Here is a 20,842-nt window from a genome sequence, read left to right on the forward strand (position 1 = left end):
GAGAGAAAAAACGAGAACGATATTTATGGGGGGAGTAGCCGTGCAGTTGAAAAAGAGCACAATTGGATTGTCATTGGTAGCAACATTGGCACTCCTGTTCGGAGGATGGTTCTTGTATCAAAAGATGGAGATTGAGGAACCAATCCGTGCAGAAATTGGACAAATGCAGTCCGCAACATTGGGCAATTTGGAGATCAACAAAGATAAAATTCAAATAGATGTAACGGTTACAAAACCAGACGCTTTTCCAGCAGAATATCGCAATCTGTTAGCAGAAACAAAAAAGATCGCAGGGGAAAAAGAAGTAGTCATTGACATAGACAACCAATCGACAGCGATGAACGATATATGGCAGAGCGGTCAATTTGTGTTTACTGAAGCGGTGGAATTACATGAATATAGCCGCATTCCTGCCCTCGTAGAGCAATGGAAAAAAGGGAATCAGTTGGACGAAGCATCTGCATTGATGGATGACGAGAACATTTATGTTTACTTGAAAAAAGGAACGGAGGATTTTTACACCATCATCCCTCGTTCGATTGAAAAAGAGGTGACGGCACGTGCGTAAGGAAATACTGATCGGCGTCGTACCTGCACTGTTGATTTTTCTTGTTTTTCTAGGTGTAAACATTACGCCTTTCCTAGTATTTGGAGCTGTACTGGGGGCGATTTACTTTCTGGTTATTCGTCAGCAAAATGGACAAGGCGGGAATGTCGCCCTTGGCGGGAAAAGAAAAGTAAACAAGCACGAAATGCCGAAATCGGACGTACAGTTTGCTGATATCGGCGGACAGGAACGCGCAAAAAAAGAACTGAAAGAATCTCTAGATTTTCTCGTGTACAAGGACAAAATTGAGCAGTACGGGATTCGCCCAATCAAAGGTGTTCTTTTGACAGGTCCTCCTGGTACGGGTAAGACACTAATGGCGAAAGCGGCAGCGAACTATACAAATTCTGCTTTTGTGGCGGCTTCAGGTTCGCAGTTTGTAGAAATGTACGTCGGTGTCGGTGCACAACGCGTCCGTGAATTGTTTCAAGAAGCGAAGGCATTAGCAGAGAAAAATGGGCAAGACAGCGCGATTATTTTTATCGATGAGATCGATGTCGTCGGTGGAAAAAGGGACGGTCAACAGCAGCGTGAATACGACCAAACCTTGAATCAACTGTTGACGGAGATGGATGGCGTAGCTACGACCGACAAGCCTCGGATTTTAGTCATGGCAGCTACGAACCGGAAAGACATGCTCGACGCAGCCCTGTTGCGTCCTGGTCGTTTTGACCGTCATATTAGCGTTGATCTTCCAGACAAACCAGCACGTGAGCAGATATTGACCATTCATACGTCTAATAAACCGCTTGACGGGGACGTCACACTGGAAAAAGTGGCACAAGAGACATTCGGTTTTTCTGGCGCCCAGCTGGAAAGTGTAGCCAATGAAGCGGCCATTTACGCTATGCGTGACCGTCAGGAAAAGATTACTGCGAAGCATTTTGCCTATGCTGTGGATAAAGTTATGCTCGGAGAGAAGGTAGACCGTCAAGCATCAGAGGAAGAGAAGAAGCGTGTTGCTCTTCATGAATTGGGACATGCCATTGTCAGTGAGATGGTGCGACCAGGCTCTGTCTCGCAGGTCACGCTGAGTCCACGTGGCAAAGCACTTGGATACGTCCGACAAAACCCAATGGAAGACCGCTATCTATATACCAAGGAAGCGATGGAAAAGCAGATCATGGTTAGCCTTGGAGGAGCGGTAGCGGAGGAAATCTACTACGGTGGACGCAGTACTGGATCGAAGAATGATTTCGAGCAAGCGTTGGGAATGGCACAGGAAATTGTACAAAGCGGTATGTCGGATCTGGGGATTGTACATTTGCAATACGTGGATAAGAATCGTATTCATGACGAGGTTGAGCGCCTCTTGGAAGGAATGCTCGCAGAAACTCGCAAACTTTTGAGACAGTATGACTCCGTATTCCAAACGGGTTTGTACACATTGATGGAAGCAGAAGCTCTACAAGGCGATGAGTTCAGGACGCTTCTGTTACAAACGAAGGAAGAAGTTGCTGTATAAATGAAGCTAAAGAACCTGCTAGCCACTGGAAGAGTTGGCGAAGCAGGTTTTTTTGCGTTTGCTGGCAACTTTGGCAAATAAGGACGAAACAATTTTGTAGACGCGGTGCCAAATACTGAAATGGCTGAATATCCTACAAAAGTGATACGGGAATGAAATCAGGAGGCAAGGAGACCCTATGGCCAATGTGAACCGGCGAAAAGCAAACAAAAGTCTGAGCAAAACCTTTAGGCAGACCATGCACGAGTTACCGCTCACTTATACATCATCACCCGATCGGGAGTGGATGGAAGACCTCGAATTAAATCTGCTTGAAAGTAATTTGGAGAGCAGTCAGAGAACACCACCTCCCCTCTCTGCTGACACACCGAAAGAGCAACAACAACCGATTCCCAAAGTACCCAAGCAGGACCTATCCTCCAAACAGGACTCGTCTTCCAAACAAGATTCATCTACTAAACAAAACGTATCCTCCAAACAAAGCTCATCCACCAATCAAAACTCATCCACCAATCAAAACTTTTATTCGAAGGTCATCAAAGATCGAAATGATGATCGTGTCCAATCGTTTGTCTATACAGACGACTTGACAGATCAATCGGTGACAACAGAAAAAATTGCGAACCGTGCCATTGACTCATCCAAGATTAAGCAAGGAGCCGTGGATAATTCGATTTTGAAGGATTATGCCGTGGACAGCAGCAAACTCGCGGACAAGAGCGTAACGTCCACCAAACTCGCACCGAATGCGATACAGAGGGATCATCTGGGTCGGGGAATCGTAGACGGTGAGCATTTGCAGGATTATTCGATATGCGCGCAAAAATTGATCAATCATAGCATTACGTCGGAGAAGTTAGCTGATAAAACCATCGACTCCATGAAATTTGCCGACCACTCGATCCAGAGCAAGCATATTCAGGAGCAAGCAATCACGAATGAGTTGATTCAGGATCAATCGATTACCACAGAAAAAATAAAGATGGGAACCATTCAAACAAGTAACCTCGCCAATTATGTGATCAACACAGTGAAGCTTGAGGATGGAGCTGTCACAGGCGATAAATTACGCGATGGAGCTGTGACTTCGACGAAGATAGACGAGGATGCAATTGAATCTCAACATATTCGTGAAGGTTCCATATATCATCACCATCTCACTGAAGAGATTATAGATGGCAGTAACATTAGCGCAGGCAGCATCACGGATCATCACATCGCCTTTCAGGCCATTTACAGCCAGCATTTACATCCAGAAGCGGTGACCAGTGATAAAGTGGGGCCATATGCGATTTTGACTGAGCATTTGGACAACAACAGTGTCACGACAGAAAAGATCGCCAAAGAATCAATAGGCAGTACACATTTACAAGCTGGCAGTGTCCTATCGGGCCACTTGCAAGACGGGTTGCTGACGTCTAAAAAAATTGGGGATCAGCAGATTAGCACAGTCAAAATAGCCGACAAGGCTGTGACTACTGACAAATTGGCGAACAGGAGTGTAGGAGAGAAACACTTACTCGATGAGAGTGTGAGTTCACGACATCTGATTGACGGGTCCATTCGTTCAGAAAAGCTGGCAAGAAGATCTGTAGAAGAACAACATTTGACTGACAGACTCATTGGGGGCAATCATCTACGCGAATACATCATCCAGACGCAACATCTGCATGACCACTTGGTGACCACGTCAAAATTGGCGCCGGAATCTGTTTCCACAGACAAAATTTCAGACCTAAGCATTACGACAAGCAAACTTGGAGATGCCGTCATCACAGCGCCAAAAATAGCCAAAGATGCGATCAAGACACGCCATTTGGGCAGAGCAGCCGTCACAGGGGAAAAGATTGCCGAAAAAGCCATATCGTCTACACATCTCAACAGTCAAATCATTCAAAATGAACATCTCCAGGGTAACTCCATTTCCAAGGAAAAATTACAGGAAGGGAGTGTCACCCGAGAGAAAATAGCTGACCAGAGCATTGATGCGAGCAAGCTGGATAGTCATTCGATTCATGGTGCTCATGTCATAAAAGGCAGCTTGGACGGAACGCATATTATGGAGGGGACGCTCAAAGGAAATCATCTTGTCACTAAAAGCATAACAGAACAGCATCTGCAAAACCGGATCATTACGCAGGAAAAACTGGCAGAGGACTCCGTGACCGGTTCCAAACTTGCGCCCAAAGCTGTCTCTACGCATCACATTGCGAATCAATCGATTACGGCTGAGAAGCTAAGCTTTCCGGCCATTGAAACGCATAATCACATAGGAGTAACCTTTCAACAATACGGTTTCGTCCCATTCAGACTTTCTGCCACGAGCAAGTCCACAGATGTGACCGTTCGTTTGCCACAGCCATATGCGGATACACATTATTGTATGGTGGCGATGACAAATCAACCGGGGATCTATACGTCGCTCAAATACACGAAGAGGACTTCAGCGATCATCACCGTGTTTCGCAATCAAGAGGGTCAGGAAGCGACTGGTGTGATTCACTGGATCGCGATTGGAGAAAAAGGAGTAGGTGTGCCGCACGAAATGTTGGAATGGTCAACGGAGAGGGAACAACTGGAGGCAGAAGAAGTCGACGAAGATCAAATAGAGGAAGATCAAGACTTGGAAGATGAAGACACAGATGATGAAGATATGGATGATGAAGACACGGATGATGAAGACACAGATGATGAAGACACAGATGATGAAGACGCGGATGATGAAGACATGGATGATGAAGACACGGATGATGAAGATACGGAAGATGAGGACATGGACGAGGATGACATGGATGAAGATGAAGATGAAGATGAAGAGGATACGGATGAAAGTGATCTCGAGCAAGATTATGAAAGTAGTGAAGAATACGATAGCGATATCGAGAACGATAAATAATTCGGTAGGAAACAACAATGGGGCGAGTGGATGAATCAGAAGCAGGGAGGCCGATGTTGAGATCAGGTCTCCCAAATGTACATTTTGTTTACATAATAAATTTATGGTTAACTTTTTAAAGGAGACTTTCATTGAATTTGCATGCCTCCAATAGTATAATTGCTAGGTATACTTAGTCTGTATTTGCGTGGCATGGTAAATGGAGGGAATCATTCAATGTTGACGACGATTGCCCGAATCGGGCAGCATGTTGGACAAGAAGTACGCCTGGGATGCTGGTTATACAACAAACGCAGCAGCGGCAAGATTCAATTTTTGCAGCTCCGCGACGGCTCCGGCTTCATTCAAGGTGTAGTAGTAAAAGCAGAAGTAGCGGAAGAAGTGTGGGAGAATGCTTCGCAGCTCACACAAGAAAGCTCACTATACATAACCGGTGTAGTTCGTGCTGATGACCGCGCACCAAGCGGTTACGAACTGACAGTAACAGGTGTGGAAATTATTCAGATCGCCCAGGAATATCCGATTTCCTTGAAGGAACACGGTGTTGACTTCCTCATGGACCATCGCCACCTGTGGCTGCGTTCTCCACGTCAGCGTGCAGTCATGGCTGTGCGTTCCGAGGTGATTCGCGCCATGTATGAGTTCTTCCACGAGAACGGGTTCGTAAAAGTAGATCCACCGATTTTGACACCGACCTCTGCGGAAGGTACCACCAATCTGTTCCATACCAAATATTTTGATGAGGATGCGTATCTCTCGCAGTCCGGCCAGCTTTATATGGAAGCAGTCGCTATGGCGTTAGGTCGCGTTTACTCTTTCGGTCCAACTTTCCGTGCTGAGAAATCCAAGACACGTCGTCACTTGATCGAGTTCTGGATGATCGAGCCGGAGATGGCTTTCGTGGATCACGAAGAAAATCTGCGTATTCAGGAAGCGTTTGTTTCCCATGTGGTACAATCCGTATTGAAAAACTGTGGACGCGAACTCAAAACGTTGGAGCGCGATACAACAAAACTGCAAAATGTAACGGGGTCGTTCCCTCGCATCACGTATGACGATGCGATCAAACTCTTGCAGGAAAAAGGTAGCGAGATCAAATGGGGAGACGACTTTGGGGCACCGGATGAGACCATGATTGCGGACCACTTCGACAAGCCTGTTTTCATCACCCACTATCCTACCGAAATCAAGGCTTTCTATATGAAGCCACACCCTGAACGCCCGGAAGTAGTTCTGTGCGCGGATATGATCGCACCGGAAGGCTACGGTGAAATCATCGGGGGCAGCCAGCGGATTGATGATCCAGAACTCTTGGAGAAACGTTTTGCTGAGCATGAGCTTTCGGAAGAGGCTTATCGCTGGTATTTGGATCTGCGCAAATACGGTACAGTTCCTCACTCCGGTTTCGGTTTGGGTCTGGAGCGGACGATTGCATGGATTTGCGGTCTGGATCATGTGCGTGAAACTATTCCATTCCCACGCATGCTGAATCGTCTCTACCCATAGAGTTTTTCTTTATTGATGAACGATCTACACCCTGTTGCGAGAGGGCAGCAGGGTGTTCCTATTGTTTGACAGCGCGTTTTACGCACTCCCTTGTTATTCCAACCCAGAGGTGAATATGCGTTATGGACTCCCATATATTGCAATTGTTGCAAGAAGGAGCAACATCCGTCTCCAACCTTCTTTTGAAAATGTATAAGCGTATGTCATTAACTGATGATGAGATGATGCTACTGATTCATCTACTGTCCTTTCAGCAGGAAGGGAATCGATTCCCGACCTTAACAGAGCTGGAGGAACGCATGTCTATGACGAGTAGGAGATTGATTCAATCTCTTCAAAAACTATTAAAAGAAGATTGGATTACGATAGATGAGTTTATCGATCCACAGACTGGCATGCGTCATGAGCAATACAATTTGACCCCACTGTACAAAAAGCTGTACCAGACCTGGCGGGAGCAGCAAGTAGACCCGCGAAGCATGGAGCCATTTTTGGAAGTGGCCGTTTCTTTGGATGCCGAACCCGTTGCCATTTATGCTCGTTTTGAGCAGGCATTTGGTCGCCCGCTAGCGCCGTTTGAATTGGAGAACATCCATATGTGGACCGAACAGGACGGTTATCAGGAAGAATTGATTTTGACCGCTTTGCGTGAGGCTGCAACCGTCGGTAAACTGCACATCCGCTATATCGACAGGATCTTGCTCGAATGGCAAAAGCAACAGATCACAACCGTAGAACAAGCGCGTCTTTACAGCTTGAACTTCCGCAGACAAGCAAATATGAAAGACCACGGGCAACCGCTTTGATTTCATCCAAATCAAGCGGTTTTTTCTATGTCACCGTACACGTACCCATTTTCCTTGTCTGTCATAACATATTACGTAGATGCAAGCTTCAGGAGGCGATGACTTGTGGACAAACGGAAAAAATGGGATCTGTCTCATTGGGTTACACCAGGTGTGTTTTCAGGAAGTTATGTCGTAGATGAGGCGGTTCAACGTATTTCAATCGTAAAAGCCAATGAAAAACAGGAAGCGGAAGTAACAGAAAACGTCCAAGAGCTGGTCGTAAATACAACAGCAGAGCAGCCGAAGGAATTGGTGTTGGAGCCTACTTTCGAAATTATTATGAGAGAGACCGACGAGGCAGTCGTGGAACAGGTGCACCAGCTTGAGCAAGAAGTGATCGAGCTGAGAGAGGCGCTTGCTTCGTGGGAAGAAAGATGGGAGAAGCTTGAAGAAAACCACACAAAACAATTGCAGTACTTGTATCAAGTAGTTCTTTCACTGAAAAAAGAGTGGGAGATCGAGCGAAATGAACATCGCAATTATTAGTCCGGGCCCCTTTTCTGTGCCACCGGTCAAAGGAAGCTCGGTCGAACACGATATTGACGAGGTCACAAAGATGATCGATCCCAAGCATAACGTCACGATCTACACTCGTCAATGTGCGGCCTATCCAACCTCATCCGTGGACGAAAACCGAAAGTTCATTCGCGTCCCGTACCAAGGGCCAAAGCCGTATTTGCGCCGGATTATTAGCAACATCAAGAAGAACAAGCCAGATGTCATTCTCGTGGAAAACAGGCCGATCTATGTTCTAACCTTAAAACGCCATTTTCCCAAGATCCCGGTCTTTGTGAATATGCACTCGCACGTGTACGGGTCACAGCCGATCATCAGTAAGGAAAATATGCGTCGTGCAGTTCGACTGGCAGCAGGTTTTATTACGAACAGTGAATTTTTACGGCAGCATTTTATCCGGACGTGCAAGATTCCTGCAAATAAAATTCATGCAGTTCACCTCGGAGTCGATGTCACGCCTTATCAGGTGGCAAAGATAGCGATTAAAAAAATGCGTCAAGATCTCGGATTGAAGTCTGATGATCGTGTCTTGTTTTATGCCGGGAGACTCATGCGCGGAAAAGGAGTGCATGTGCTGATCAAAGCCTTTCACCAGGTGAGCAAACAAGACCCGAAAGCCAAACTCGTCATTGTGGGCGGTACGGGATACGGCAGTAATCGCCTGAATCCGTATGTTCGAGAGCTCAAGCGACTTGCGAAGCCTTTGGGTAAAAAGGTGCGTTTCGTCAATTTTGTAGCATCCGCAAAAATGCCGCTTTACTATCAAATTGGGGATGTCGTGGCGACACCATCCGTTTGGAAAGAAGCGTTTTGCCGTGTCAATTTAGAGGCAATGGCTTCCGGAAAGCCTGTCATATCAACTCCACGAGGCGGTATTCGTGAAGTTGTTGCTCACGAAAAGAGTGGCTTTATCATTCCGCCAAAAGATTGGGAAAAAGGATTGCCGGCTGTCTGGGAGCTGTTGTGGAGTTCACCTGCTGTCCGAAATGAAATGGGCAAACAGGCCCTGCAACGAGCCAAGTTTTTTTCTTGGTACGCGACAGCGCAAGGCTATCTGAACGTGTTTGAAACAGTAGTTCCAACGCGAAGCGAAGAGAAACAAGAGCTTTTTAAAACGGGGTAATTTGAACGTAGATGATGTAGGTGGCTGCCTTTTCTTGCGCCAATGTGGACGTCTGCCCTGTCCAGCTATCCAGATACGCATACCTTATAAGTATCGCAGAGCACAACTGGGGAGTGATACTTGTGAAAGGGTTAATCTTGTGTGCTGGACGTGGGACGCGACTGCACCCCTTCTCCTATTCGCAACCGAAAACCCTCCTCCCTGTGGCCAATCATCCGGTCTTACACTATTGCATTCGCAAACTGCGTGAAGTGGGCATTCAAGACATCGGCATCGTGATACATCCTTCTCAAGTACAGATTCCTCCCATGGTGGGTGATGGTAGTCATTTCGGGGCTACCATTACGTTTATCAGGCAGGAGGTACCATTGGGAATTGCCCATGCTGTCCAGCTAGCGCAACCGTTTTTGCAAGACGATCCATTTATCTTGCTACTAGGTGATAATTTATTGATGGATTCGCTTCACGGGCTTTCACAAGCGTTTACGAAGGGAAAATCTGACGGTGTTGTGATGCTGAGTAAAGTGGAGAGACCACAGGATTATGGGATCGCAGAAGTACACAAAGGACGACTAATCTCTGTAGAGGAGAAGCCACGTCAGCCAAAGAGCAATCTGGCGGTTATTGGCGCATACTTGTTTACGCCACCTATTTTTGAGTCGATTGCCACCCTGCAGCCATCTCCCCGAGGCGAACTGGAAATAACGGATGCGATTCAATCGATGATTAATCGCGGCTTTAAAATGGCTCACTCCGTCACCAACGGAAAGTATTCGGATGTGGGAACCATTGATCGCTGGCTGGAGGCCAATCAGTGGATGCTTACCAGGGAGCTAGGCAATCAACATCAAATTGGCAAAGGAACCATAGTGAAAAATTCGAAGATTACGGGTCCCGTACTAATCGGTGATGATTGTGTGATTGAAAATTGCCAAATAGGACCGTACGTCTCGATCCAAAATGGCGTAAGCTTGAAAAATTGCTCGTATATCGAAAATAGTATCTTGCTGGAAAACTGCTCGCTGCAAGACATTGCATGGAAAATAACGAACAGCGTTTTCGGCCGCTCATCGATGATGACGGGTCAATCTTCTAACAGTTCGGGTGTCTTCATTGTAAGCGACAAATCGTCCATTTGCATTCCGGCTGTCAAGAGGGAGGACGTATGAATCCGACCTTTACTGTAGTCATCCCGACATACAATCGCGCCAAGTTTATTCGTAAAGCCATCAACAGCGTCTTGAAACAAACCTCAAAAGATTGGAAGCTGTTGATCATTGACGATGCGTCCACCGATCATACCAGAAGTAAAATTGAAAAATATTTGTACCATCCAAACATTATGTATCATCGAATGGAACAAAATTCTGGAATCGGCAAAGTCATGAATCAAGCAATGTCAATGGTGGATACCCCGTATCTCGTACAACTCGACTCCGATGACTGGTTACCGAAACGAACGCTGGCAGTGTTCAAAAAGTACATTCTCAAAAGCAAGAAAAGCACAGCACTCTTCTTTGGCAATATGAACATCTGGAAAGTTAGGCGTGGACAGTATATCAAAAATATTAAAGTGAAGCACAAGCCGTTTCATAACAAATACCAGTTTCTGAAGTACAATCGCTGGATGGTTTCTCCACGCTGCTATCGCGTAGAAGCACTGCATAAAGTGGGTGGTTGGGATACCTCGGATCGATACGATGGAAGGATTATGGAGGATCGGCGAATCATTTTGCGATTAATTGAAAAGTATCGGGTGAGATACATCAACAAAATCCTTTACAACCGAACGAAGCATAAAGGTCAGCTCACGGACAGCAAGATGACGTTCCGCCGTAATTATTTGCGAAAAAAAACATTCAAATTTTATCTGAAAAGGTGGGGCAAGAAGTACAAGGCCATCTATGGTTACAAGAACGGTTATTTAGTCATTAGAAGGCTCAAGAAAGTGAGGCGTCGGAGGCGATGAAGAAAGCTCTTGTCACCGGCTGTGCAGGTTTTATTGGGTCTCATTTGACGCAGCGCTTGTTGAACGATGGCGTGACAGTCATCGGGATCGACGGGTTCATCGATAACTACGATGTAGCTGCGAAACTGCGTAATCTGGCCGAAATAGGAAAACATCCTGCCTTCACCTTCCACTCTACAACACTTCAGACTGGGCGTTGGGACAGTTGGCTCGAGAACGTTGATGCTGTTTTCCATCTCGCTGCTTTGCCGGGAGTGAGAAACAGCTGGGGAAAGTCCTTTGCCGATTATGTCAGCCATAATATTTTGGCTACACAAGAATTGCTGGAGGCTTGCTTGCAAAGACCGAAGCCACCTGTCATCGTGGTCTCTTCTTCCTCTTCGGTCTATGGGACGATGCAAGGGACATTAACCAATGAAAATGCGCCTCTTCGCCCAGTTTCCCCCTATGGGGTGACCAAGGAAGCGATGGAGCAAATCTGCTCGGTTTATGTGAAAGCTTATGGACTCCCAGTTAGCATGCTTCGCTACTTTACAGTATACGGTCCCAGACAGCGACCTGATATGGCTTTTCATCGTTTCTTTCGTCAAATGATGAAAGGCGAGCAGGTCATCATCTATGGAGATGGTCAGCAATCACGGGACTTTACGTATGTGTCAGACGCGGTGGAGGCGAATCTGCTCGCAGCACAGCATGCTGTTCCTGGTGACATTTTTAATGTGGGTGGAGATCGGGAAATCAAGCTCATCGATGTACTATCCATCATGGGCACGTTAATGAATCTGACCTCTCGAATTACGTATCAAAATGGTCCGGCAGGTGACTCTTTACGAACCTGTGCGGATATCCAATTTGCCAAACAACGCTTAGGATACAAGCCAAAAGTAACGTTAGAAGATGGCCTTCGCCATCAATTAGCAGAGATTCGTTCGCAATCGAAGGGGTAACACCCGTCATAAAGGAGGCCAGTTGCATGCATCGGGTCCTCGTTTACCGCAGAAAGTTTCTTCCCAAGAGTGAAACATTTATTTACGAGCAATTGCTAGGACATCAAGTGGTCAAACCCGTGGTGTTGACCCGACAGCAAGCCTTTAACCGAAAACAATTTCCTTATTCGCCGGTCTATGTGCGCAAGCATATGGCCGGCCTCTCCACTTGGCTACGACGAAAAAAAATCAAATGCCTGCATGCCCGTTTTGGTCCTGCTGGATTAGAATTGCTTCCGTATGCACAAAAAAGCAAGCTCCCCCTGATCACTTCCTTTCACGGTTTTGATGCGACCAAGCGCGTCAAAGAAAACCCAGGGTACAGGCGCTCCCTTAAGCGTCTCTTTCGAAAGGGCAAGGCGTTTACAGTCGTGAGCAATCACATGAGAAAGCGATTGATTCATCTGGGCTGTTCCCCGTCCAAAATTACCCTTATTCGCTCAGGAATTGATTTGCGCAAATTTCCCATGCTGCCGCCACAGCCCGTAGCAAATGGGGAGTACCGATTGCTAAGCGTAGGGAGACTGACCGAAAAAAAAGGGATGGATACGTTAATCAAGGCGTTTACCCACGTGCATAAAAAACATCCCAAGGCGAAGCTAATCATCGTCGGCGATGGAGAAGAAAAAAAGAAGCTCAAGCGACTGATCAAGAAAAACAGGTTAGGCACACAAGTCGTGCTCAAAGGTGCTTTGCCACATCGTGAAGTCCAGAGTGAATTGGCCAAGTGCCATTTGTTCATCATCGCTTGTAAGACAGCGAGAAATGGCAACCAAGAAGGGATTCCCAATGTCATCATGGAAGCGATGGCTAGCGGACGCCCTGTCGTTTCCACCTATCACGCGGGGATTCCTGAGCTGGTCGAAAACAAAGTGACCGGATATCTTGTCCCAGAGAAATCACCGACTGCACTTGGGAAAATGATAAACCGTGTACTAACAGAAAGTCACGAGTGGGCACAGATCACGACGGAAGCTCGATTGAAAGTAGAAAAAAACCACGATATCCATAAGCAACGGATGAGGCTAGAAGAGCTCTATTTGCGTGTGTCGAAAAAATGATGAGGTGAAGGAATGAAAGTTGCCGTTATTGGGACCGGCTACGTAGGTTTGACGACTGCTGTTTCCCTTGCCATGAACGGTCATCAGGTGATCGGTATTGACCTCGTTGCATCCAAAGTTGAAAAATTGCGCCAAGGGATCTCACCGATTTACGAGCCGGGCTTAGAAGAGGCATTGAAAAAAGTATTGGATGAAGGCGCGCTTGCCTTTAATACGGATCTGGCAGCGGCAAAGGACGCAGAGATTTTTTTCATTTGTGTAGGGACACCTGAAGCAGCAGACGGCACAGCCGATTTAACGTATTTATTCGGTGCTGTTTCTGACATGGAAAAGGTCCATTCGCTCGCACCGCAAGAACGCATCGTAGTAATCAAGAGTACCGTCCCAGTCGGAACTGGCGAAAAAGTCGCGGTGATGCTAGCTGGCTGCCAAGGAGTATCTGTTGCATCCAACCCGGAGTTTTTACGGGAAGGGAGTGCATTATTCGACGCACTGGAGCCTTCGCGAATCGTCATTGGGGTAGATAATTCTCAGGCAGAGGCTCGCATGGAGCAGCTGTACAAAGGCGTGAAGGCACCGCGGGTAATAACCACCAGAGCCAACGCGGAGCTGATCAAATACGCTTCGAATGCGTTTTTGGCAACGCGAATCTCCTTCATGAATGAGTTAGCCCGGTTAAGTACCGCGCTCGGGACGGATATCGTGACGATCTCGCGAGGAATGGGACTGGACAGCCGAATTGGTCCGCAATTTTTACGGGCTGGAGTAGGTTATGGCGGCTCCTGTTTTCCGAAGGATACGATTGCGCTATTGCAGCTCGCAGCCGAGCACAATATTCACTTGAGCATTTTGGATAAAGTGCGAGAAGTGAATGCTACGCAGCCAGGCTGGTTTTTGGAGCAGTTGTGCCTGCAACTCCCTGATCTGAAAGGCAAACAAATTGCCGTTCTGGGGTTGACGTTTAAACCGGAAACGGATGACATCCGCGAAGCGCCGTCACTCAAATTGATAGACGCACTGCTGCAAAAAGGGGCTTATGTGAAGGCCTTCGATCCGATTGGAGCACCTATTGTCAGCAAGCAGTTTCCGCAGATCACGTACACGCAATCCGCTGGCGAAGCATGTGACGGAGTACACGCTGCATTATTGGTCACAGAATGGGAACAGTGTGTCCAATTGGATTGGAAACAGGTTCATCAAAGCATGGCGCAGCCTCTCTTGGTAGACGGACGAAATGCCTGGCCGATCCAGGATGTAAAGGAAGCTGGCTTTCACTATATCGGAGTAGGGAGAAGCTGACTTTTCCATTTCGGGAAAGCTCGGCTTTTTTTCTGTGGAAAACGTGAAAGCGCCTGATTGATTTGAACCTGTAGGCATAATACGATAGGATAAACATATGGATGATTTGACCATTTCATCTTACATGGATAACGAGGGAGTGATCACGGTGAATAAAAGCAAAACACTGCCGAAACGCAGTGACGTCCCCGCTGAATACAAATGGCGTCTTGAGGACATTTATCCCACTGATAATGGTTGGGAAGCGGACGTTCAAAAAGTAAAACAGCTCACTGAAAAAATCGCAGCAATGAAAGGCTCTCTGGCTACTTCCGGGAAACAGTTGCTGGCCGTGTTGACTCTGCAAGATGAATTGTTGAAGACGCTCGACCAAGTCTACGTCTATGCACGTATGCGTCGAGACGAGGATAATGCGAACAGCAAATATCAAGGGCTGACGGACAGGGCGACCAGCCTCAGCACGCAGGCATACGGCTCCATTTCGTACATACAGCCAGAAATTTTGGCTATTGCCACGGAAGACTTGCAAACGTGGATCAAAGAAGTAGAGGGTCTTGCACACTACCGCATTCTGTTGGAAGAGATTACCCGCTTCAAGCCACATACACTATCTGCCGAGGAAGAGGCATTGCTGGCAAATATGAGTGAGCTTGCGTCCTCACCTTCTAAAATATTTGGCATGCTCAACAACGCTGACATGAAGTTTCCGATGATCACGGATGAAAACGGCGAGGAAGTCGAGCTGACCAAGGGACGCTATACGCAGTTCATGGAAAGCAAAGACAGACGCGTGCGCAAAGATGCATTCGAGGCGTTATACAATACGTATGGCAAGTTCCGCAATACGATCGCGGCCTCGCTGACATCTGCCATCAAAGGGGATGTTTTCTACGCACGTACGAGAAAATATCCTTCTGCTCTGTACGCAGCCTTGTTTGCCGATAATGTGGAGCTCCCTGTTTACGATAACCTGATTGCAACGATTCATGAGCATCTTCCGCTTATGCACCGATACATTGCCTTGCGTAAAAAATTATTGGGTGTTGATGAATTGCACATGTACGATTTGTACGTGCCGATCGTACCTGAGACGGACATGAAAATCCCGTATGATCAAGCTGTCACGACGATTAAAGAAGCACTACATCCACTGGGTGAGGAGTACGGTCGCATCCTGGAAGAAGGCTTTTCCAACGGTTGGATTGACGTGCATGAAAACGAAGGGAAGACAAGCGGAGCCTATTCATGGGGAGCTTATACGACACATCCGTTTGTGCTCATGAACTATCAGGACAATGTCAATAACATGTTTACGCTGGCGCATGAGATGGGTCACGCTTTGCATAGCTACTATTCCAATCACGCACAGCCTTACACGTATGCCGATTACAAGATTTTCGTAGCAGAAGTAGCTTCCACATTGAACGAAGCACTCCTGATGAATCATTTGCTCGAGACGACGACTGACAAGAAACAGCGCATGTACTTGATTAATCATTACCTGGAGCAGTTCCGTGGAACGGTATTCCGTCAAACTATGTTTGCCGAGTTTGAGAAAATTGTGCATGCAAAAGAAGAACAGGGAGAGCCTCTGACAGCGGAATCTCTTAGTGCACTCTACCGAGAGCTCAATGTTGCCTATCACGGCCCGGATATGGTCGTAGACAGCGAGGTTGATTTGGAATGGGCGCGGATTCCTCATTTCTATCGCGGTTTCTATGTGTATAAGTACGCGACAGGCTTCTCGGCCGCGACGTCTCTTTCCAAGCAGATTTTGGAGGAAGGCCAGCCAGCCGTGGATCGTTATTTGCAGTTCCTCAAGGGCGGCAGCTCAGATTATCCGCTCAATCTGCTCAAGGGCGCAGGTGTAGACATGACGTCTCCAACACCGATTGCAGAAGCATTGAGTGTCTTTAAGGAAATGCTCGAAGAACTGGAACAACTGGTTGAACAATAACATGTATCACTTCTAGTAGGCAGTTCAAGTCTATGACTTGGCTGCTTTTCTTTTGTTAAATTTTTCATTAAGATTGTCCAATAAAAGGTAACTTTTCCATTTTTATTGCGTATCTATTTATGCACTGTAAGGTACTGTTCTCCGTCTCGGGGCGGATATGAATTTCCACCCGCTGACTGTTTTGCAGCAGAGGTAAAAACTGGCACAATTACGCCATGAGGAATGATTGTGAAAATTTGGAGGAATTCTTGTGAAAAAACGAGCATCTGTAATTTTGGCTTCCGTAATGTTGGTTGCAGCAGGTTGTTCAGCGCCAGCACCAGAGGCACCGCAGCAGACGGAGGCAAAGGCGAAGGTAGTAGAGGTAGTAAAGGTTCAAAAAGCAGCAAAGCCAGTGATGCTCGCAGTCACAGGGATGGTGGAAGCCAAGCGGGACGCGGTGCTGTCGTTTGGTACAGGTGGAACGATTTCAGCAATCTCTGCCACCAAAGGAGCAAAAATCGCGCAGGGTCAGTTACTGGCGACCTTGGATACGCGTTACCATCAAAAAGAAATTGCAGCCGCACAGGGACAGGTGGAGGAAGCAGCAGCGCGTAAAAGCAAGACGTTAAAGGGAGCGACAGCAGAAGCACTTGAGCAGAAGCGCTTGCAGGTAAAAAGCGCGCAAGACAGTCTGGATAAAGCAAAGCAGGATCTCGGAACAAGCGAAAAGCTGTTTGCAGGCGGAGCCATTTCGCAAAACGAAATAAATGCGAGCAAACGGGCCGTTACGCAAGCAGAGATTACACTGCGTGACGCTCAGCTGTCTCTGAATGAACTGCAAAAAGGAGCGGAACCAGAAGACGTCATGGTCGCTAACGCTTCGATTAAAGCGGCTGCCGGCGGTGTAGACCGTGCGAAAAAGAGTTTAGATGATGCGAAAATTCAGGCACCTTTTGCAGGAACAGTCGTTGATGTGAGGCTGCAAATGGGAGAGCAGGCTTCTCCTGGCCAGGAAATCATTCGCATTGTCGACTTGTCTGAAGTAAAGGTAACCTTGGATGTCTCCAATGATTTGATCGGCCAGTTCCGTGAGAAAACGAAAGTGCAAGCATTGTCCGACGATGGGAAGAAGAGTGAAGGAACCATTGCATTCATATCTCCAGTTGTGAACAAGGATACAGGAAAGTACCGCGTCGAGATCACGATACCGAATGCAGATAGTTACTGGCGTGGAGGAATGGCAGCGACAATTGAGGTGCCACGTCAAGTGAATGGCTTCCTGGTGCCGCTGGAAAGTGTCGGCGTGAGTCAAACCGACCATTACGTAATGGCAGTAGAGAATGGACTGATCGTTAGAAAAGTAGTGAAGACCGGTCAAATGGTCGGAGACTCCATCGAAATCGTATCTGGAGTAAAAGAAGGCGACCAACTCCTGCGCAGTGGAATTACATTCTACGTCGAAGGGCAAAAAGTAGAGGCGAAGGGAGAATAGTTGCATGAACAAGATGATTCTCTTTTTGCTGAAAAGACAGCTAATTGTCTACTTGTTTACATTTTTACTCGTCATTGCAGGTTTGGGGTCCTTATTCAGCTTTAATATCGAACTCGTTCCAAAGACGAACTTTCCTGATATTTACGTAAGAATTTCCGGTGGTGCACTGCCACCAGAAGAGATGGAAGAAAAAGTAACGAAGAAAGTAGAGCAAGAACTAAAATCGATTAATGATATTAAAAAATACTCTTCTTCAACAAGTGCAGGTTCTGTCAGAATCAATGTTTCGGCCAATGAAGGAAAAGGTGAGCAGGTGAAGCAAGATGTCCAAAATGCCGTCAACCGTCTCCGAAACGGTTTTCCGAAAGCCGTTGACTCTGTAGATATCTCCCAGAGCAATATGGGTAGCGATCAAATGATTGATTTTGCCATCGTAGGAGCAGAGCCGAAGACCATGCTGAGTTTGGCAAAAACCTCGATCAAGGACCGCATTGAAGAAGTCGAGGGCGTCAAGGAAGTAACCGTAGATGAGAAAAGCTTCGAGAATAAAATTACCATATCCTTTTTGCCACAGCGATTGAATGCCTATCAAACAACGCCAGCAGCTATCATTTCACAGCTTCAGGACACAAACTGGAAGCAAGGGATTGGTACACTGGAGAACACGGGATTTGATACGGTTGTCATGATTGACAACACTTATCAGACCCCACAGGAAATAGAGGCACTGCCAATTGATACACCGAGAGGAACCGTTTCTCTGAATCAACTGGCACAAATTGAAGATTTGCGTGGTAAAGTGAAAGACTTTGTCGCCCTGACAAATGGTTCCGTGTTTATTCAAATCAGCGTGACGCGGGCAGACGGCTATGACTTGATCACGACACAAAAGAATGTAGAAGAAGTCGTTCGCAAAATGAACACAGAAGCAAACGGCAAATACAACATCAAAGTCATGTTCGAAGGAGCTTCCTTTGTCGAGCATGCCGTGAGCAACCTCAGCCGGGATGTCATGATTGGTGGGGCGCTTGCGATCATCATCTTGTTCGTCTTCCTTCGCAACTGGAGGGTCACACTCGTCATCGCTACGACGCTGCCGCTCTCTGCGTTCATGACGTTCATCGCGATGAAACTCGCAGGCTACAACATTGATATGATCAGCTTGCTGTCGCTTAGTTTGTCAGTCGGCTTGATCGTCGATGCCGCCATCGTCGTATTGGAAAGTATCTATCACTACCGGGAAAAGGGCGAAGAGCTGAAGCAGGCCATTATTAAAGGAACGAGAGAAGTTTTGACACCTGTGTTCACCTCGCAGCTCACGATCATCATCGTCTTTTTGCCACTTGTCTTTGCGGATTTCGAAGATTGGCTGAAACCGGTTTTGGCTACCATCGCCTTTACGGTATCCGCTGCCATTATTGCATCGACGATCGCTGCTTTCTTCTTCGTTCCCGTGTTTTCCAATCGCTTCTTGCAGAAGGATAAGCACGTTTCGCTAGAAGGAGAAGGCAAGGAACACTTTATTATTCGCGTATTCAGCGGCATTCTAAATGTAGCGATCAAGCATCGGATTAAAACGGTTTTACTCGCAGTAGCATTGCTGGTTGGTTCCGCTTTCCTCACACCTTTTATGAAAATGGGTCAAGGAATTAACCCCAATGAAAATATCGTCTTTGTCACGATGAAAATGCCAATCGGTACTACGTTGGAAACAGCCCAAAAAGCAGCCGTCACCGCGGAAACATCTATGCGGGAGATCCCGGAAATCAAGGATGTATTCTTCTTTACTTCCAAGGAAGAAGCAACATTGTTCATTTCCTTAATTCCGAAGACGGACAGAACACGTGAAAAGGACGCTTTGAACGAGGATATTAACAAGCGCCTGAATGCGACCCCAGGAATCGAATCCGTCTCCATGTCTTTCGGACAACAAGGCGGAAGCGGTCCGATCCAACTGGATGTTTACGGGGATGATATGGAAGTCATGCGGAAGATCGCAACCGATCTGGAAGCGATGCTTGGAACGATCAACGGGCTCACCAACATTCGCAACGATTTTAAAGAAGGAAAAGAAAAAGTTACGTTGCTGCCAAAACAAGAAGCGCTTACCAGACTGAATGTAGATCACCGTTCCCTTTTGCAGCAACTGAGCGTGTTAATTGGCAGCCAACCAATTACGTCCATCACACAAGATGGAATCGAAGTAGACATCGTTGCCAAGATGCCGGATAACTGGCTGAAGCATCCGGATCAGCTCAAAACGATTATGGTGACATCGAAAGACGGAGCAGCAGTGCCTTTGGCAGACCTGGTAGATATCGAGTACAGTAAGTCTCCGATCACGATTGAGCGTAAAGAAGGCGACCGCATCGTTACGGTTTCTGCCGAGATGCTGGGAAGTGATTTAGGGCCTGTAGGCCGTGAGATTAATGAAAAATTGCCATCCGTACCTGTACCAGCAGGTTATAAAGTGGAAATCGCCGGTAAGTTGAAAGAGCAAAGCACGAACATAAGCCAAGGGATCTTCGTATTCTTAGGTGTTCTGGCTCTGATTTACGTCATCATGGTTGCCCAGTTTGGGCGGATGTCCCAGCCGTTTATCATCATGCTGACGATTCCAATGGCCTTGGTCGGTGTTGTGCTTGGATTCGTCCTTACGCAGCGGACATTCGGTGAAATGGCGATGATCGGGATTATCATGCTTGTCGGTATCGTCGTATCCAATGCGATCCTCTTGATCGACAGGATCAACCTGCTGCGCAAACGTGGAATGGATACAGCCGAAGCCATTATTCAAGGAACGAAGGAACGGATTCGTCCTGTTATCATGACGAAGCTGACAGCGATTTTGGGAATGCTGCCGATGGGACTGGCGATGGCGGAAGGTTCTGATTTGGAAGCACCGCTCGCAACTGCCGTAATCTCCGGTTTGATCTTCCATACTATTGTTACGCTGGTGCTCGTTCCAGTTCTGTACTCCCTGTTTGAGGGGGCGAAGGCAAAAAGACTGGCGCGAAAAGCAGCTCGTCAGGAGAAGCGCGAAGCAAAACGAGAAGCAAAACAAAACAAAGATAAGAACGTACCTCCGACAGAGGTATAGTAATTCGCAAGAGAAGGGGAGCATGTGCTGTAGCC

The 20,842-nt window shown here is 47.0% G+C and carries 15 protein-coding genes; all 15 read left to right on the forward strand.

Features of this window, described 5'->3' with window-relative positions; translation table 11 throughout:
- The first annotated feature begins 40 nt into the window (after positions 1–40).
- Complete coding sequence (locus ACFYU8_RS01790) at positions 41–568, forward strand: hypothetical protein (protein ID WP_390296389.1); 528 nt, start codon at positions 41–43, stop codon at positions 566–568.
- Positions 561–2,072 (forward strand): AAA family ATPase, encoded by a 1,512-nt coding sequence (locus tag ACFYU8_RS01795; protein ID WP_390296387.1) that lies wholly within the window; start codon positions 561–563, stop codon positions 2,070–2,072. Before ACFYU8_RS01790 ends, ACFYU8_RS01795 begins: the two co-directional genes overlap by 8 nt.
- A 178-nt stretch (positions 2,073–2,250) precedes the next feature.
- Positions 2,251–4,968: a WIAG-tail domain gene (locus ACFYU8_RS01800; RefSeq protein ID WP_390296385.1), complete on the forward strand. Its 2,718-nt coding sequence runs from the start codon at positions 2,251–2,253 to the stop codon at positions 4,966–4,968.
- Between the two features lie 216 nt (positions 4,969–5,184).
- Positions 5,185–6,474, forward strand: a complete 1,290-nt coding sequence (gene asnS / locus ACFYU8_RS01805) for an asparagine--tRNA ligase (RefSeq protein WP_390296383.1) — start codon at positions 5,185–5,187, stop codon at positions 6,472–6,474.
- A 122-nt stretch (positions 6,475–6,596) separates the two neighbouring features.
- The gene (locus ACFYU8_RS01810) at positions 6,597–7,280 is read left to right on the forward strand and encodes a DnaD domain-containing protein (RefSeq protein ID WP_390296381.1); all 684 of its coding nucleotides are present in this window, start codon (positions 6,597–6,599) and stop codon (positions 7,278–7,280) included.
- Positions 7,281–7,385: 105 nt separating this feature from the next.
- Positions 7,386–7,808, forward strand: a complete 423-nt coding sequence (locus ACFYU8_RS01815; protein WP_390296379.1) for a hypothetical protein — start codon at positions 7,386–7,388, stop codon at positions 7,806–7,808.
- Positions 7,789–8,961, forward strand: coding sequence for a glycosyltransferase family 4 protein (locus tag ACFYU8_RS01820; protein ID WP_390296377.1), 1,173 nt, complete (start codon positions 7,789–7,791; stop codon positions 8,959–8,961). The genes ACFYU8_RS01815 and ACFYU8_RS01820 overlap by 20 nt, the downstream gene beginning before the upstream one ends.
- A 122-nt stretch (positions 8,962–9,083) precedes the next feature.
- Positions 9,084–10,130, forward strand: a complete 1,047-nt coding sequence (locus tag ACFYU8_RS01825; RefSeq protein WP_390296375.1) for a glucose-1-phosphate thymidylyltransferase — start codon at positions 9,084–9,086, stop codon at positions 10,128–10,130.
- The gene (locus tag ACFYU8_RS01830) at positions 10,127–10,930 is read left to right on the forward strand and encodes a glycosyltransferase family 2 protein (RefSeq protein WP_390296373.1); all 804 of its coding nucleotides are present in this window, start codon (positions 10,127–10,129) and stop codon (positions 10,928–10,930) included. Before ACFYU8_RS01825 ends, ACFYU8_RS01830 begins: the two co-directional genes overlap by 4 nt.
- Entirely contained in the window at positions 10,927–11,877 is a 951-nt protein-coding gene (locus ACFYU8_RS01835) for an NAD-dependent epimerase/dehydratase family protein (protein ID WP_390296371.1), read from the forward strand. Before ACFYU8_RS01830 ends, ACFYU8_RS01835 begins: the two co-directional genes overlap by 4 nt.
- Before the next feature lie 26 nt (positions 11,878–11,903).
- Complete coding sequence (locus ACFYU8_RS01840) at positions 11,904–12,977, forward strand: glycosyltransferase (protein WP_390296369.1); 1,074 nt, start codon at positions 11,904–11,906, stop codon at positions 12,975–12,977.
- Positions 12,978–12,989: 12 nt separating this feature from the next.
- Positions 12,990–14,276: a UDP-glucose dehydrogenase family protein gene (locus ACFYU8_RS01845; RefSeq protein ID WP_390296367.1), complete on the forward strand. Its 1,287-nt coding sequence runs from the start codon at positions 12,990–12,992 to the stop codon at positions 14,274–14,276.
- A gap of 97 nt (positions 14,277–14,373) precedes the next feature.
- Entirely contained in the window at positions 14,374–16,233 is a 1,860-nt protein-coding gene (gene pepF / locus ACFYU8_RS01850; protein ID WP_390296365.1) for an oligoendopeptidase F, read from the forward strand.
- A gap of 250 nt (positions 16,234–16,483) precedes the next feature.
- Positions 16,484–17,707 carry an efflux RND transporter periplasmic adaptor subunit gene (locus ACFYU8_RS01855; RefSeq protein ID WP_390296363.1) on the forward strand — a complete coding sequence of 408 codons (1,224 nt, stop codon included), beginning with the start codon at positions 16,484–16,486 and terminating at the stop codon, positions 17,705–17,707.
- Between the two features lie 4 nt (positions 17,708–17,711).
- Entirely contained in the window at positions 17,712–20,807 is a 3,096-nt protein-coding gene (locus tag ACFYU8_RS01860) for an efflux RND transporter permease subunit (protein ID WP_390296361.1), read from the forward strand.
- The last annotated feature ends 35 nt before the right edge of the window (positions 20,808–20,842 follow it).

It is taken from the genome of Brevibacillus sp. NPDC003359 (assembly GCF_042878995.1).
Classification (GTDB): Bacteria; Bacillota; Bacilli; order Brevibacillales; family Brevibacillaceae; genus Brevibacillus.